The organism is Paenibacillus chartarius (assembly GCF_042432825.1).
In the GTDB taxonomy this organism is placed as follows: domain Bacteria; phylum Bacillota; class Bacilli; order Paenibacillales; family NBRC-103111; genus Gordoniibacillus; species Gordoniibacillus chartarius.
In genome coordinates this window covers 36,059-51,887 of the sequence record NZ_JBHLWN010000076.1, presented here as the reverse complement: position 1 = coordinate 51,887, position 15,829 = coordinate 36,059, and the positions used below count along the sequence as shown (strand labels likewise).

The window sequence follows — 15,829 nt, the reverse complement described above, 5'->3', positions numbered from 1 at the left end:
CGACATAATTAGATAAATAATGTCGAATTATGCGGAGAAATCAACCATCTCCATAAAGGCAAACCCGTTGAAAGGTGGGGGCGCAAAGCTGCGGGCCTAAGGCTTCTAGCGAACAAACGCGGAAGCTACGGCAGCCGGGTTGCCGTAAAAGGATGGATTGACAGGGAATCCACAAGGGGAAAAAGGAGAGAACGTACATATGAATCTGTTACGTAACATGAGCATCCGCAAGCAAATTGCAATTGGTTTTATCGGGGTATTGATTTTATTGATCGGCATATCTTCCTTCTCGCTGTTCAAAATGATCGCCATGCAGAAGCAATTCAAGAATACGGTCGACGTTACGCTTGCCAATCAGCTGAAGGTTCAGCAGATGAATTCGGATTTAAGGCAGATCTTAAATGGCATGCGGGGGTATTTGCTGTTTTCCGACGAATCGCTGATGACCCAGTCGAAAGACGCCTCCAAGAGAGTGAATCAATCGATCGACGGTCTGATGAATACGTTGGAAACGGAAAAAAATAAAGCGATCCTTCGCGACATTCAAGCCAATGTGAAAAACTATATGCCCCTTCTCGATCAAATTCAAGTGACAGGAAAAACGGATGTAGAAAAGGCGAAATTAATAGCGATTGACGGTAGAAAGTTTATCAACACCGCTACTGATCTGTCGGAACAGATGGTTGTGAACTTGAACGATATGTCCGATAACACGGTCGCCAAAGGTGAGCAGGATGTGCAAACGAATATCGTCCTCGTCTCGATTATGTCCGGTATCGCGCTATTGTTAGGCTTGGCCGCCTGCATTATCGTCTACGTATCCACAAGCGGTTTGGTGAAGAAGATCAATCAGCTGACCCAGCATGTCTTCTCCAGCTCGCAGGAAATTATGGCCAGCAATGAAGAGATTGCCGCAGGCAGCCAGACGCAGGCGCGAGCCGCCGAAACGTCCAATGCGATGGTCAACGAAATGACAGCTGCCGTCCAGAGCGTAGCCGAAAACTCGGAAAAGGCGAGCTATGCGGCGGAGCAGGTTGTAGATCTCGCCGAGAACGGCAACCAAATCATTCAGCAAACCATTACGGGCATGAAAGACATCTCGTTAAAAATTGAAGAGCTCGCCGTCCGTTCCGAGAAGATCGGCGACATTATTGAAGTGATCGACGAGATTGCGGATCAGACCAATTTGCTGGCGCTGAACGCCGCACTGGAAGCCGCTCGCGCAGGCTCCGCAGGCAAGGGCTTCGCCGTTGTCGCCGACGAGGTGCGCAAGCTGGCCGAGCGCAGCAGCACCGCTACGAAAGAAATCGCCGGCTTGATCAAAGCGATTCAGCAAAATACGAAAGAAGCGGTCGTTACCGCCAAGACGGGGGACGAAGCGTCTCTGAGGGCGGGAAGCGCCTTTACCGAAATCAGAAGGACGATTCAGCAAACAGCGTCCAGCATTGCCGAAATCGCGGCCGCCTGCGAAGAACAAGCAAGCCAAAGCACGGAGGTTCAAACGAATATACAAAGCATGGCCGCCATTATCGAAGAGACGGCTGCCGGCGCGGAGCAAACGGCCGCTTCGACGACCGAGATGGTGAAAACCGTTCAAAATATGAACGATTTGATCGCGAAATTGTAAGGGTGAGACGCATGGAAGAGATGGCGCAGGATCAATACGTGGAATTTGTTGTGGGCGAAGTCAAGTATGCCATTACGATTCATCATATTCATGAAATCATCCGGATCCAGGAGATTACGCAAATTCCGAATCATAAGCCCTTCGTCAAAGGGGTGATCAACCTTCGCGGCAAAGTGCTGCCCGTTGTCGATTTGCGTGAAAAAATGGGTCTGGAGTGCGCAGCCGTCACAAAGCTTACGCGAATTCTGGTTGTCGACATTTCAGATGATGTATACGGTGTGATTGTCGATCAGGTGAACCGGGTCGCAACGCTGACGGACATCGTGCCGCCGCCGGAATATGCCGTGCAGGCGGGCCAGGAGCTGATGGCCGGCATCGCTCAGGAAAAAGATAAGCTGATTAATATTTTGGACGCGCGCCGGATTTTTACCGATTGATACGGTCAGCTATTCTGAACGAAGGGGGCGTTCCACGCGTGTCGGACAATCATATGTCCCAATATTTATCTTTATTTCTTCAAGACATGGAAGAGCACCTGCAGCTGCTGGAGGATGCCTTATTAAAGCTGGAGAAGCAGGGGAACGGTCCGGAGCTGATTCCTGTCATGTTTCGGGCTGCACATTCCTTGAAGGGATCGTCTGCGGCGATGGGGTTCGAGCATGTGACGCTGTTGACGCACCGGATGGAAGATGTGCTCGATCGCATCCGATCGGAACGGCTTCATATCGACCGCAGCGTCATTGACGTCTTGTTTCGATGTCTGGACGTTTTGACGGAGATGAAAATTTTCATCAGCCATGGGGAGTCGACGGAGCATCCGATGATGAAGGAGCTGACGGAGCGGCTGCGCTGGATGATGGAGCAGCGCCCCGAGCTTCCCGATGCCCTGATTGCGGACGAGCAAGGCTCGTTCTCGTATACGATTCATGTAACGCTTCATGAAAATGCCGAATTGAAAACAGCAAGGTTCTATGTCATGCTGAACAAATTAAGCGAGATCGGGACAGTGGTCAGGACATCTCCCGATTTGTCCGAAACGCTTGATCAAGATCCGGTTCAATTACAGATTGTGCTGGAGAGCGGGCATACGGCGGAAGAGATTGAAGGTCACGCTTTGAAGGAAACGGATATTGCCTGCGTATCAATTGAGAAGAGCGCCGGCCCGGCCGCCGGCAGCGCGAATACGGAAGAGGCGAAGGTGCAGGCGGTTCCTTCGGCCGCCCATTCGTCCTCCGTACCGTCGTCCGACAAGAAAAGCTCTTCGATCCGGATCGATGTCGATCGTCTGGAGCAGCTGATGAATACGCTAAGCGAGCTGGTCATTTATCAAACGCGAAGCGTGCAAATTACCGACGACCTGTCCGGCAAGTTCAGAGGCGACAGCGTGGTCAGTGATTTGCGGGAAAACACGTCGACGATGTCCAAGGTCATCAGCGAGCTTCAGGAGCATGTGATCAAAACGCGGATGCAGCCTGTCGACACGCTATTCAACCGGCTTCCGCGAATGGTGCGCGACATCTCGCAGGCTTTGAGCAAGGATGTCGAATTTATTGTGGAGGGCGGGGAGACGGAGCTGGACCGCACGGTTCTGGAAGAGATCCATGATCCGCTGATTCACATTTTGCGCAATGCGCTCGATCATGGAATCGAAAGCCAGGAGCTTCGGGAGCAGCGCAGTAAGCCGGCCAAAGCGACGGTTTCGGTGCGGGCTGTACAGCAAGAAAACCACGTGATCTTGACGGTTTCGGATGATGGCGGCGGCATCGACCCCGAGCGGATTAAGAAGTCGGCTCTCGATAAGGGGCTGATATCGAAGCAGGAAGCCGACCAGCTGACGCCGCAGCAAGCGATTCAGCTCATCTTCGCACCGGGCTTTTCAACCGCCAAGCAGGTGACCGACATATCCGGCAGAGGCATCGGCATGGATATCGTCAGAAGTCATATCGAGAAAATTAACGGGATTATCGATATCGAATCCGAAGTCGGCCAGGGGACCAGGTTTCATATTAGGCTGCCCCTTACGCTTGCCATTATTCGGGGCATTTTGTTCAGATTGGGTGAACGCACGTTCGCCATGCCGATGAGCAATGTGCTGGAAATCGTCAAGCTCGATCAGAGGCATATCGAGACGGCCGCAGGACAGGAAGTATTCCGCTACCGCGAGCAGTTTATTCCGATCCGCTGGATCATGGACGATTTCGATATCCCGCGAAACGTTCACTCCGGCCAAGAGACGAAGCTGATTGTAATCGGGTTGTCGGAGAAGCGCTTTGCGATTCCGGTCACCGAGCTCATCGGGTTTCAAGATATTGTCATCAAGCCAATCAGCGACAATGTTAAAAAGCGGGAGATCGTCTCCAACGCGACGATATTAGGAAACGGCAACGTCGCCTTGATCTTGGACGCAGCCGGCATGTACAAAACGTTGTCTAAAGGAACGGTAGCGCCAAGTCTGCATTCGTAGGCTTGGCGTTTTTAGCTGGCGGCGGTCTCTATGTCGCTTCCAGTATCCCTCTAGTAAACCGGATCCATTCCCGGGCGGCGAAGGACAAATACCCTTCTTTCCTCCAGATCATCGCGAGCTGCCACGGGATAACGGGGTCAGCCAAAGAAACCGTACGGACCCGTTCCGTGTCCAGCTTTGCGCATATCGTCTCCGGCAGCATCGCTATACCGAGTCCGGCCGCAACCATTTCGCTGATAAAATCCCACTGCGAGCTTTCATACTGCACCCGTGGTTGAAAGCCCGCTTCCTGACAGGCGGCGATAATCCGGTCGTGAAGGGCAAAATCTTCGCGGAAGGAAATGAACGTCTCCTCCGCCAATTCGGATAGGGCAATGCTATCCCGGTCTGCAAGCGGATGCGAAGGATGGATAACCGCTTTGAGCTGCTCGCTCACGATCGGGAACGAATGGAAGACGTCGTCCTTCGTCGGAAGCAGCACGGCTCCGACATCCAGACGGCCGCTTTCTACGGCGGCTTCCGTCGTTTTCGCTCCGTCCTCTACCATCTCCATATCGATGCCCGGATACATCTTCCTGAACTCGCTCATAATTTTCGGGAAGAAGCGGGCTCCGACCATCGGGGGCAGCCCGATGCGGATGCGTCCTCTCTTCAGCTGAGTCAAATCGTTGAGCTCCGAAGTCAGATTGTCGAACGAATGTAAAATATGTGCGGCATGCATGGCGATGACTTGGCCGGAATCGGTCAGCTCGACTTGTTTGCCGTTTCTGCTAAACACCTCGATGCTTAACTCGTTCTCCAGGTTGCGGATCATTTTACTGATGGTCGGTTGAGAGATGTGAAGTGCATCGGCTGCCTTCGTAAAGCTTTTGCACCTGGCAACCTCCAGCACATACTGCAGATGCCGGATATCCATGTGGATCACCCCAGTTGCATAGATAAATGGAATCGATATGATTCGATGTATTCATTTTACCTATAGTGAAGTTTGTTGTACACTTTTTCTATTGAAGGAGGGGTGGGGATCCGATGAAAGCCTTTGTTCGCCTGGGAAGTCAAGTTCTATTTTTCATGGCCGTTTCAAAAGGGATGAACGTCATTACGCCCCTTCTTCAATTACCGATTCCGGGTAGCATTATCGGCATGCTGCTCGTCTTTGTCCTGCTGCTCCTGGGCGTGATCAAGCTGGAATGGGTGGAGGCCGGAGCGGCCTGGCTGCTGGCGGAAATGCTGCTGTTCTTTATCCCTTCCGCGGTTGGGGTGCTGCCATATAAGAGCCTGCTGCTCGGGAGCGGGCTTCAAATCGTTATTGTCATTGTGAGCAGCACGGCGCTCGTTATGGCCTGCGCCGGCCTGGTGGCACAAGGGCTTGCCAAGATCAGGGACAGGGGGGCGTCGTAATGCTGGCCCTGGTTTGTTTCGTAATTACCGTGGCGATCTACGTCGCGGCCAAGAAGCTTTACCGCCGTATACCGGTTACCTTGTTAACGCCGCTGCTGACCGTGCCCATCGCCGTTGTCGCGATCGTGCTTCTGTTCGGAATCCCGTACGATACGTATGCAGCCGGGACGCAATGGATTACCGATATGGTCGGGCCGGGGACCGTGGCACTCGCGGTGCCTTTATACAAAAATATCGGCGTGCTGAAGAAGCATGCCGTCACGATCGGCGTGAGCGTAGGCAGCGGCGCCGTCGTAGCGGTTCTGACCTCCGCTTGGATAGCCGATTGGCTGCAGCTGAACGCGAAGCTCATAGACAGTTTGTCTCCGCGTTCCGCTACGACGCCGATTGCGATGGCCATCTCCGGTCAAATCGGTGGCATACCGAGCATTACTGCGGTCTTCGTACTGCTTACCGGGCTGTCCGGCATGATCATCGGTCCGCTGGCGGTTCGGGCGCTTCGCATTCAGAACGAGGTTGCCCGCGGCGTGCTGTTCGGCACCAGCTCGCATAATGCCGGAACCGCCAAGGCGTTCGAGCTCGGTCCCGTCTCCGGCTCAATCGCCTCCATCGCGATGGTGCTGACGGCGATCATTACGCTGTGCACCGCGCCGATCCTTATCCGCTGGATTTCTTAAAACATATAAGGGGAATATTACGATTATTATGTCTACCAACCTCACCCGCACAACAACATTGCTGCTGATCGCCTTTCTCGTTATCGTATGGGGCATATCCTGGCCGATATACAAAATCGCTCTAGCCTATTCGCCGCCGCTTCTGTTTGCCGGTATGCGAACGTTGTTCGGAGGGCTGCTGCTGGCGGTTTTCCTGCTATCGAGGTTAGACAGGATTCGCTGGAAAATGAACTGGCCGGCCTATGCGATATCGTCCTTATTTAACGTCGTCTTGTTTTACGGCTTGCAAACCGTCGGACTGTTGTATGTCCCCGCCGGCTTGTTCTCCGTCATCGTCTATTTGCAGCCGGTGCTCGTCGGGCTCATGGCCTGGATGTGGCTGGGGGAACGAATGACCGCCTTGAAAGTGATCGGGCTCGTCATCGGTTTCCTCGGCGTAGCGACTGTAAGTGCGGGAGGCTTTGCCGGCCACGTCGCTATCATCGGTATTGTGCTCGCGCTCATTACGGCCGTAAGCTGGGCGATCGGTACCGTCTACATCAAGAAAGTGAGCGGACAAGCCGACGCTTTATGGCTGGTCGCAATACCGTCCATCCTCGGCGGCATCATGCTGACCGCGGCCGGTTCCGTTACCGAATCATGGCACAGTGTCGTTTGGAACGCCCCATACGTTTCCGGCTTGGCGTATGGCATCGTCCTCGGCATTTCGGCATCGTGGGCCGTCTATTTCACTCTGGTGAATGCAGGCGACGCGAGCAAGGTCGCTTCCTACACGTTCCTCGTGCCGCTCATCGCCGTGTTCAGCGGAACGCTGTTCCTGCACGAGCCGTTTACGATGAATCTCGTGGCCGGGCTTGTGCTGATCGGGCTCAGTATTTATTTGGTCAACCGCAGGCAGGGAACGGGGCGTCAGGCGGCAAGCGATTCGCTGAGGCTCCTGTCTCGCATCCACATTTTTCATAAATGACGAAATTTATTATTTCCTAATGATTGGAGTCTCATTCCGGCTTATTTACTTACTGAACAGTATCCTGTAAGGAAACAGACCCGCTTAGCAGAGCTGCTAGCGGGTTGTTTATTTGCAACTAGCTAGCCTTCGGCGAACTCTTACGGGAAACCTCGCGAATTTCTGCAACTGTCGTACTTCCTTTGACGGAACGATGTGAGGCGCATTTGATGAGTTGTTTTGTTCCTCAGACCAAAAAAAGCGGACATCAATCCAAAAAATGCCTCCCTATCGGGAAGTATACGCTTTCATTAGAATGGGAAGAGAAGATAGCTTCACTACTTAGGGATTGAAGAAGGGGAGGAAACGTACATGTATGCTCGTAACAGTAAGGTTCTCGTTGCAATCGCTTCCGCTTTGCTGCTCGGCGGAGTAACAGCAGGCTGCGGCGGGGGCAGTTCCGACAACGGTTCAGGTGGCGGCAGCGGCACCGGCTCGGGCACTGCTCAGACAGCTGCGGGTGTTGCAAACACGGACAGTACGGCGAAATCAGACAAAAAGGTGACGCTTTCATTGCTCGTAGACAATACGCAGGACTCAACGAATTCGGCCAATGCGCTGGTAGAAGCATTCGAGAAGAAATATCCGAACATTGAAGTGGAGATCGAAACCCGGCCAACCGGCGGAGAAGGCGACAATCTCGTCAAAACCCGGCTTGCAACGGGAGATATGACGGACGTATTTTTCTATAATTCCGGTTCGCTAATGCAAGCGCTTAATCCGGAGCAAAATTTGTTGGACTTAACGAATGAGCCTTACTGGCCGAACGTCGTCGATTCGTTCAGACCGACTGTAACGTTTAACGGAAAGCTGTACGGTGCGCCAAACGGGGCGACGATGGGCGGAGGCTGGTTTTACAACAAGAAGATTTATAAGGACTTGGGCCTCTCTGTACCGAAAACATGGGCGGAACTGATCGCCAACAACGAGAAAATCAAAGCGGCGGGACTGACGGCCGTGATCGGCTCCTTCAAGGATGACTGGACGTCCCAGCTGATTTTGCTTGCCGATTACTACAATGTGCAAACGGCTAACCCTAAGTTCGCCGACGATTACACGAACAATAAAGCGAAGTTTGCGAGCGATCCGGCCGCCCTGCGCGGGTTCGAGAAGCTGGAGGAAATCAATAAGAAGGGCTTCCTGAACAAAGATTTCCTGGCAACGAATTATGACGCAGGCATGAAAATGCTGGCCGAGGGCAAGGGAGCGCATTACCCGATGCTGACGTTCGCCGTTCCGGCTCTTGAGCAAAACTACCCGGATAAAATGAACGACATCGGCTTCTTCGCTCAGCCGGGCGACAGCGCGGAGAACAACGGCTTAACCGTATGGATGCCGGGTGCGGCATATATTTACAAGAAAAGCGAGCATATCGAAGAGGCGAAAAAGTTCGTGCAGTTCGTTGCTTCCGCCGAAGGTCTGGCCGCTACAGTATCCGTATCCAAGCCATCGGGCCCGTACGCGATTAAAGACGCCAAGCTGCCCGACAACGTAGCGCCGGCCGTCAAAGATATGCTGCCTTATTTCGACAGCGGCAAGACGGCACCGGCGTTGGAATTCGTCTCACCGCTTAAGGGACCGAGCCTGCCGCAAATTACGCAAGAAGTCGGCGCAGGGTATAAAACGGCGAAGCAAGGAGCGGAGCTGTACGATAAAGATGTGGAAAAATCCGCGAAGCAGCTCGGCCTGAAAGGTTGGTAAGCGGAGCGAACGGGAAAGGCTGCTAGCGGAGCTGCAGGTGTCCGAAGTGTTAACATCAATAGTTGGAGTGTCCGATCCTCAAAACTAGTATGCAAAACCACCGTATCCACGATCGATGTGGATATGGTGGTTTTGATGCTGTATACTTCCATCCGCCGAATTTGTAGCGAGTATAGAAACGTTGCAAGCTCCAGGTTCGGCTTCGGCGTTATGGTTTGTTCTTCTGACCGTAGTCGCTGCCGACCGAGATGTCCTGACCGGACCCGAGCTGGACGACGGCATTCGTTTTCTCATAAAACCGGGGCGCGCTGGCCAAAATCCCCTCGGCCGTATACATCGGATCGTCCTTGGCGATCGGGAGCTCGACGGCCTTCTGCTGGAAGCCAGCTTGGTAAATGGCGGTGATTAGCTCAATCGTCATGCGCCCGTCTACGCCGGTTATCAAAGGGGCGGTTCCCGTCTCGATCGCGGTCAGGACGTTGTCGATTTGACCTTCGTGGCCGGTGTGCTTAAGCCGGGGCAGCCGCTCGTAGAACGCGTGCAATTCCTCTTCCAAAGCAGGGTTGCGCTGCGGAAAGCCGTTGTCCTTCGACGTAGAGGCATATACGTTCCACGGCGCGGATATCCGGGCTCGTTCCCCCTGGAAAATGAGCTGCTGCTCTTCGCCGTGGTGTATAACCGAGCTGGTTACCTGCGCAACGGAGCCTCGATCATACTGCAGGGCAGCGACCGAGATATCTTCAACCTCCGCATTGTCATGCGCCGCATTGCTCAACAAGGCGACGGCCCTCCTCGGCAGTCCCATCATCCAGCCCAGCATATCGATATGATGAACCGCGTGATTCAGCGTGCAGCCGCCGACCTCCTTCGACCACAGCCCGCGCCACCACAGGTCGTAGTAGCAATGCCCCCGCCACCAGTAAGAATCGATTTGAGCGTGAAGAACCCTGCCGATCAGGCCGCTATCGAGGACATGCTTGAGGTTCATGATCGGCTCGCGGAAACGGTTCTGGGCCACCACCGAGAAGACAGTACCGCTGCGCGCTGCGGCTTCGTTCATGCGGTCGCATTCTTCCAAAGAAGCCGCCATTGGCTTCTCCACAAGGACATGCTTGCGATCGTTCAACAGGTCGACGCAGATGCAGGCATGCGTGAACGGCGGTGTGCATACGCTGACAAGGTCGATGTCGCTGCGGCCGAGCAGAAGCTTATGCGAATCGAGCACCTCGACGTCCAAACCGAATTGCTTGGCTTTGGCCTTTGCCTTCTCCGGGTACATGTCTACGACAGCCGTGATCCGGCACCGTTCGGGAAAAGCCAAATAGGCGTTCACATGTGCAGCGCTAATATTTCCTGTACCTACGACCGCTACTCGAAGCATCGCCGCAACCTCCTAAGTCTTTGTTAATTTGCCTTTCATTATAGCCAGGGAGGCTGTAAGATAAAATGTGTCAAGTATAGTTTATTTGTGTGAATTAAAGATTGCGGCGAAGGAGCGAGACCGTGATGAGGACGGCAGTCCATCCCCGATTGACCTATTTTGTGACGAAGAAGTGCACCTCCAACTGGAGGCTGGATACGAATCGCATTCATTTTTACGATATGGTGTTTGTACTCGACGGAAGCGCGGATTATGTAATCGACGAGGTTCCTTATCACGTGGAAAAAGGCAGCGTCATCTTTATCAAGCCAAACAGTACCCGCAGCGCCGCTACCGCCGGCATGCTGTGTACCGCGATCGATTTTTGCTTACACGAGGGGGAAACGCTGGCATTGCCGACCGTCTCATACCGTGCGGATATGGACGATTTCGTATGGCTGTTCAAGGAGCTGAACTTCGAATGGCTGCAGCGTAAAGAAGGCTGCCTGATGAAATGCGAAGCGCTTTGTTCGCTGATTCTTCATAAGCTGTTATTCGAGGAGACGGGCCATGCGGCCAACAAGCATATCGAAACGGTCAAAAGGTATATCGTCGAGCATTATGACGAGAAGCTGACGGTAGCGTCGCTGGCGAAGATAGCCAATATCAATCCTGTCTACTGCGGCGCTCTGTTTAAGAAGATGGAAGGGCGCTCGATCTCCGACTTTATAAACCGTGTGCGGATTAACAAGGCGGCGTCTTTACTGGAAACGGGGGAGTACAACGTGGGGGAGGTCGGGGAGAAAACCGGGTTCAGCGATATTTATCATTTCAGCGCTACGTTTAAACGATTGCTGGGAGTCACGCCCAAATCGTATCAAACCGGCGCGGTAACGGGACGCAGACTGCTGTGAATTTCCCTCCACTCACGTTTAATTTTTACAAATGATGTTGTGTTTATCTATGGCTATTTACAAATGCATTCTTTATAATTTGGTCATAAATCATGTTTAGTATTTCCAATCGCACACGCTGGCCAGGGTCGCGGTCCGGAAGCGCTCAACTGATTATGTATGCGCTTTACTGTAAAAATAATCGAAATATGTACAAAACTCCATGTTTATGAAAGCGATTTCTAAACGAAACAAACGGGAGGTCACCTTCATGCGTAAATCTTCGTTCAACATGCTTGCAAGCACTTCCTTAACGCTCGTGATGACCGCATCATTGCTCGCTGCATGCGGCGGCGGTACGAACGAGAGCGGCGGCACGACGCCGGCACCGGCGGCTGATGGCGGGAAGGCGGCAAGCTCCTCCGGTCCGCTGCAGATTGCGATGATGCTCGATTTCAGCGGTAAAGAACAACCGAAGCCGGACAATCCCGTGCTGAAGGAAATAGAGAAATATACGAATACGAAGCTGAATATTACGCAAATTCCGAGCAACGATTATTGCGCCAAGCTGCCTGTCGTGATCGCTTCCGGGGACATGCCCGAAGTCGTCGCCAGCTGCGGCACGCCGAATCAGCCTTATCTGATCAACGCCGTACAAGGCGGCGCGTTCTGGGACATTACGCCGTACTTGAAAGACTATCCGAATTTGTCCAAGATGCCGCAGGTGTCGTACGATAACATCAAGATCGGCGGGAAAATTTACGGGATTCCGCGGTACCGCCCGATCTCGCGTTACGTGTTCACCTACCGCCAGGATTGGCTGAACAATTTGGGCATGAAGCCGCCGACGACCGTCGATGAGTTTTACAATATGCTGAAGGCGTTCACGACGGGCGACCCCGACAAGAACGGCAAGAACGACACATACGGCGTTTCATCCATGATCTCCAACACGTCGTTCAGCCCGGATTTCGGCTTGATGTTCGGAGCTCCGAACAACTGGGCGGTCAAGGACGGCAAGTTCATTAAGGCAGAGGAAACGCCGGAATATCTCGACGGCTTGAAGTTCGCGAAGAAGCTGTACGACGAGAAGCTTCTCAATCAAGATTTCGCGACGGTGGACCGTCCGAAATACGAAGGGGAGTTTGAGAACGGCAAAGCCGGAGTCATCAATGCGACGACGAATAACATGCTGGCCTTCGAAGCCCGCGTGCAAGCGCACAACAAAGACGCCAAAATCGATGGGGTCAGCGCGCTCGAGGGACCTAAGGGCAAGCGAACACAAGCCGATCGCGGCTCCAACGGCATCCTGATGTTCCCGAAGGCGAAAGTCAAGTCGGAAGCGCAGCTCAAGCAGCTGCTCGGCTTCTTCGACAAGCTGTCCGACAAGCCGATGGCCGATCTGTTCGAGTGGGGCATTCCAGGCACGCACTATGAAGTGAAGGACGGCAAGGCGATTCGGACGAATCAGCAGGCGTATGATAACGAAGTGAGATTCCCTTACAGCCTGCTGCTGCAAACCGTGCCGGTTGCGGATATTAAGACGCCGGGGACCGTCGATCCGACGACTCAGCGTTCACTGAACATCGAAGCCGATAACGCCAAATACGCAGTAATCGATCCGGCTATGGTGCTGATTTCGGATACGTGGAACAAGCAAGGCCAGGAGCTGCTGCAAATTTTGAACGACGCCAAGGTCAAGTTTGTTATGGGCAAAATCGACGAGAACGGCTGGAATCAAGCGGTTGCGCAGTACAAGAAGGCCGGAGGCGACAAAGCCGCTCAAGAGCTTGCAGCCGAATACGCGAAGCTGCCCGCGAAATAAGAAGCTGTTCGGAAGCGAGAGGAGGAGAACGTCATGGGGGTGACACGCCCGGTTACGATTGGCGACGTGCTGCAGTGGTTGACGGAGCGGGGAAGCCGGCCGGAACCAACCGTTGATGAGTTGATGTTCGGGTCGGAGGAGACCGAGGTTACGGGCATCGTAACGACCTTCGTCGCTGCGCAGCACGTTCTGGAGCAGGCAGCCGGACTCGGGGCGAACCTCGTCATTTCCCATGAGGGAATATTCTACTCGCATCACGAACGGCAGGACACGCTGCAGGATGATCCGGTGTACCGGACCAAACGGGAGTGGCTCGTGCAGTCGGGCATTGCCGTGTACCGGTTCCATGATCACGTGCACCGCTATGAGCCGGACGCGATCACGGAGGGCTTGGTCCGGGATTTGGGCTGGGCGCCATATGTAGATGAGCGGCTGCCGGCGGCGACGATCGTCCGTATCCCTGATACGAGCGTGACCAGCATTGCCGAAGCTGTCAAAACCAAGCTGGGGATACCTTACGTTCGGGCAGTCGGAGACACGGCGGCTTCCTGCTCCCGGATCGGCCTTCTGGCCGGTTATCGGGGTGGGGGATCGACAGCCATCCCGCTGTTCGAAAGCCGGAAGCTTGATCTCATCATCGCGGGCGAAGGGCCCGAATGGGAGACGCCGGAATATGTGCGCGACGCCGTGCATCAGGGCAGACGCAAGTCGCTGCTGCTGATCGGCCACGCCGCCAGCGAAGAGCCGGGCATGCGGTACGTTGCCGGGCTTCTCGGGGAGCGGTTCCCCGGTGTGCCGGTCCGGTTCATACCCGCCAAGCCGTTATTTGAATTGCTGTAGGCACCTTCCATAACGATTGAAGAAGCCGGCTCCCCGACGAGCGGCTTCTTTGCTTCTTACACCTTCTTCAACACCGTAGACGGCGAATACCCCTTAACCGATTTGAACACGTTGCTGAAATAGCTGATGTCGTCGTAGCCGCACCGCTCCGCTACTTCCGAGACGGTGAAGCCGCCGGCCTTGAGCATCATCTCCGCATTGTTAACCCGAATCAAATTCAGGAACTGCTTGAAGCTGTAGTTCGTATCCTGCTTGAACAATTTGCTGATATAGACCGGATGCAGTCCCACTAGGGAGGCGACCGTATCCAGATTCAAATTGTCCATGTAATGCTCGGCAATATACGCCCGAACTTTGGCGATCCGGTCGTCGGTCTGCACGGAGCCGCCTCGCAGCAGAGCTACGGACAGGAGGCGGTGCAGGATGAGCAGAAACAGCCCGCGCGCTTGAATCTCGTATCCGCGCTGCTTGGTCATCCATACTTGAGCAAACTCTTTGACGTAGCCGATCACTTCAACGGGAACGAAGCTTCTCGTTACAGTCTGAAACGGCAGGTGAAGATCGTTGGAAGGAGACAGCCAAAAGTTAAACGCATACGAATGCATCGGATTTTCTTTGTACGTATTCGCTTCCCGGATGCTGCCCGGAGGAACGTAAATCAAATCGCCCTTCTCAGCGGTGTACTTCTTGCCGTTGACGTAATAATCGGCTTTGCCGCCGACAATGAACGTCAGATCGTGAAAGTTGATTTCCTGGCGAATAATTTCCCAATCGGGAAAGCTTCTCCGGTCCACAAACAGGAAGATGTCCGGAACGATGTCCGCATAAGCGGAAATATCCATACAAGATCAGCTCCTTGACTTGCCGGTGTTGGGCGGCATTGTCCTCATTATAGGACAAGTCAAGCCGAATGTATATTGAATAATTACAAATAATATTGGGTTCCTCTATGGAGATGTAAAAGCGCATTCATTATAATTTTAATATAGTACTACAGCCAAAAAAATAATAAAGATCAACGTTGTTTTCGGATCCAGGCAGTCCTAAAAGGGTTGATTAATTACAAGTGTAACACCCTCTCATTCCTAACAAAAAGGAGTCGACCGACATGCCGTTACGTCAGCGGTGGAAAGAGATTGTCACGTACCGATGGCTGTATCTGTTCATGCTTCCCGGCCTCATCTATTTCCTTGTGTTCAAGTACGTTCCCTTGTGGGGACTTCTGATGGCGTTTAAAAATTACCAGCCTTACATCGGGCTGATGGAGAGCGACTGGGTCGGCTTCGATCATTTTACCCGCTTCTTCACGATGCCGGATTTCTGGATGCTGTTCAAGAACACGCTCATTCTCGGCTTGTACAATATCGTCATTTTTTTCCCGATTACGATTGTTTTGGCGCTGCTGCTGAATGAAGCCCGTAAGGAAGTGTTTAAGCGGTTCGTGCAGACGCTTGTATACGTCCCCCATTTTTTATCGTGGGTCGTGATCGTTGGCATTTCGTATGTGCTGCTTTCCACGACGGACGGCATTGTCAATCATATGATTGTCAGCGCTTCCGGCGGGCAGGCGGTCGAATTTTTGACAAGCACGGACTGGTTTCGGCCGCTCATTGTGCTGCAGATGATCTGGAAGGACGCGGGCTGGGGAACGATCATTTTCCTGGCGGCGCTTGCCGGGGTAAACCTGCAGCTGTACGAAGCCGCCCGTATGGACGGGGCGAACCGGTTCCAATTGCTGTGGCACATTACGCTCCCTTCGATCCGCAGCATTATCGTTATTTTGTTTATTCTTCGGCTGGGCAGCTTCCTTGACCTCGGCTTCGAGCAAATTTTCCTGATGCTGAATCCGATCAACCGCGAAGTGGGCGAAGTGTTCGATACGTATGTGTATCGGGTCGGCCTGGTACAAGGACAATTCAGCTACAGTACGGCAGTCGGGTTGTTCAAATCGGTTGTGGGGCTTATCCTGGTCGTCATTGCCAACCAAATCGCCAAATGGTTCGGTGAAGAAGGAATCTACTAGAGAAAGGGGGAT

14 protein-coding genes and 1 riboswitch are annotated in these 15,829 nt (G+C 53.4%); of the genes, 11 read left to right on the top strand and 3 right to left on the bottom strand.

Features of this window, described 5'->3' with window-relative positions; genetic code table 11:
• Positions 1–47: 47 nt before the first annotated feature.
• Positions 48–147, top strand: a riboswitch (cyclic di-GMP riboswitch).
• Positions 148–199: 52 nt separating this feature from the next.
• From ACFFK0_RS19405 to ACFFK0_RS19395, 3 genes are read left to right on the top strand one after another with little or no spacing between them, the layout of a single operon-like run.
• Entirely contained in the window at positions 200–1,627 is a 1,428-nt protein-coding gene (locus ACFFK0_RS19405) for a HAMP domain-containing methyl-accepting chemotaxis protein (RefSeq protein ID WP_377471983.1), read from the top strand.
• Between the two features lie 11 nt (positions 1,628–1,638).
• The gene (locus ACFFK0_RS19400; protein ID WP_377471982.1) at positions 1,639–2,064 is read left to right on the top strand and encodes a chemotaxis protein CheW; all 426 of its coding nucleotides are present in this window, start codon (positions 1,639–1,641) and stop codon (positions 2,062–2,064) included.
• Positions 2,065–2,102: 38 nt separating this feature from the next.
• Positions 2,103–4,091: a chemotaxis protein CheA gene (locus ACFFK0_RS19395; RefSeq protein WP_377471981.1), complete on the top strand. Its 1,989-nt coding sequence runs from the start codon at positions 2,103–2,105 to the stop codon at positions 4,089–4,091.
• 28 nt (positions 4,092–4,119) lie between these two features.
• On the opposite strand, the gene cidR is transcribed toward ACFFK0_RS19395, so the two are convergent.
• A complete protein-coding gene (cidR, locus tag ACFFK0_RS19390; RefSeq protein WP_377471980.1) occupies positions 4,120–5,007 on the bottom strand; it encodes a cidABC operon transcriptional activator CidR in 888 nt (295 codons plus the stop codon).
• Between the two features lie 113 nt (positions 5,008–5,120).
• Here cidR and ACFFK0_RS19385 point away from each other — a divergent pair, with 113 nt between their 5' ends.
• The 4 genes from ACFFK0_RS19385 to ACFFK0_RS19370 all read left to right on the top strand — a co-directional run bounded on the left by ACFFK0_RS19385 (position 5,121) and on the right by ACFFK0_RS19370 (position 8,876).
• A complete protein-coding gene (locus ACFFK0_RS19385) occupies positions 5,121–5,492 on the top strand; it encodes a CidA/LrgA family holin-like protein (protein ID WP_377471979.1) in 372 nt (123 codons plus the stop codon).
• Positions 5,492–6,169 (top strand): LrgB family protein, encoded by a 678-nt coding sequence (locus ACFFK0_RS19380; protein ID WP_377471978.1) that lies wholly within the window; start codon positions 5,492–5,494, stop codon positions 6,167–6,169. Before ACFFK0_RS19385 ends, ACFFK0_RS19380 begins: the two co-directional genes overlap by 1 nt.
• A 28-nt stretch (positions 6,170–6,197) precedes the next feature.
• Complete coding sequence (locus ACFFK0_RS19375) at positions 6,198–7,136, top strand: DMT family transporter (protein ID WP_377471977.1); 939 nt, start codon at positions 6,198–6,200, stop codon at positions 7,134–7,136.
• 351 nt (positions 7,137–7,487) lie between these two features.
• Positions 7,488–8,876 (top strand): ABC transporter substrate-binding protein, encoded by a 1,389-nt coding sequence (locus tag ACFFK0_RS19370; protein WP_377471976.1) that lies wholly within the window; start codon positions 7,488–7,490, stop codon positions 8,874–8,876.
• 208 nt (positions 8,877–9,084) lie between these two features.
• On the opposite strand, the gene ACFFK0_RS19365 is transcribed toward ACFFK0_RS19370, so the two are convergent.
• A complete protein-coding gene (locus tag ACFFK0_RS19365; RefSeq protein WP_377471975.1) occupies positions 9,085–10,257 on the bottom strand; it encodes a Gfo/Idh/MocA family protein in 1,173 nt (390 codons plus the stop codon).
• Between the two features lie 125 nt (positions 10,258–10,382).
• On the opposite strand from ACFFK0_RS19365, the gene ACFFK0_RS19360 reads away from it, so the two are divergent.
• The 3 genes from ACFFK0_RS19360 to ACFFK0_RS19350 all read left to right on the top strand — a co-directional run bounded on the left by ACFFK0_RS19360 (position 10,383) and on the right by ACFFK0_RS19350 (position 13,794).
• Positions 10,383–11,150: a helix-turn-helix transcriptional regulator gene (locus ACFFK0_RS19360; RefSeq protein ID WP_377471974.1), complete on the top strand. Its 768-nt coding sequence runs from the start codon at positions 10,383–10,385 to the stop codon at positions 11,148–11,150.
• Between the two features lie 250 nt (positions 11,151–11,400).
• On the top strand, positions 11,401–12,954 hold the full coding sequence (locus ACFFK0_RS19355) for an extracellular solute-binding protein (protein ID WP_377471973.1): 1,554 nt from the start codon (positions 11,401–11,403) through the stop codon (positions 12,952–12,954).
• A 33-nt stretch (positions 12,955–12,987) separates the two neighbouring features.
• Positions 12,988–13,794 (top strand): Nif3-like dinuclear metal center hexameric protein, encoded by an 807-nt coding sequence (locus ACFFK0_RS19350; protein WP_377471972.1) that lies wholly within the window; start codon positions 12,988–12,990, stop codon positions 13,792–13,794.
• A 56-nt stretch (positions 13,795–13,850) separates the two neighbouring features.
• Here the strand turns inward: ACFFK0_RS19350 and ACFFK0_RS19345 are convergent, their stop codons facing one another.
• Positions 13,851–14,636: an AraC family transcriptional regulator gene (locus ACFFK0_RS19345; RefSeq protein ID WP_377471971.1), complete on the bottom strand. Its 786-nt coding sequence runs from the start codon at positions 14,634–14,636 to the stop codon at positions 13,851–13,853.
• A 266-nt stretch (positions 14,637–14,902) separates the two neighbouring features.
• On the opposite strand from ACFFK0_RS19345, the gene ACFFK0_RS19340 reads away from it, so the two are divergent.
• Positions 14,903–15,817, top strand: coding sequence for an ABC transporter permease (locus ACFFK0_RS19340; RefSeq protein WP_377471970.1), 915 nt, complete (start codon positions 14,903–14,905; stop codon positions 15,815–15,817).
• Positions 15,818–15,829 lie beyond the last annotated feature (12 nt).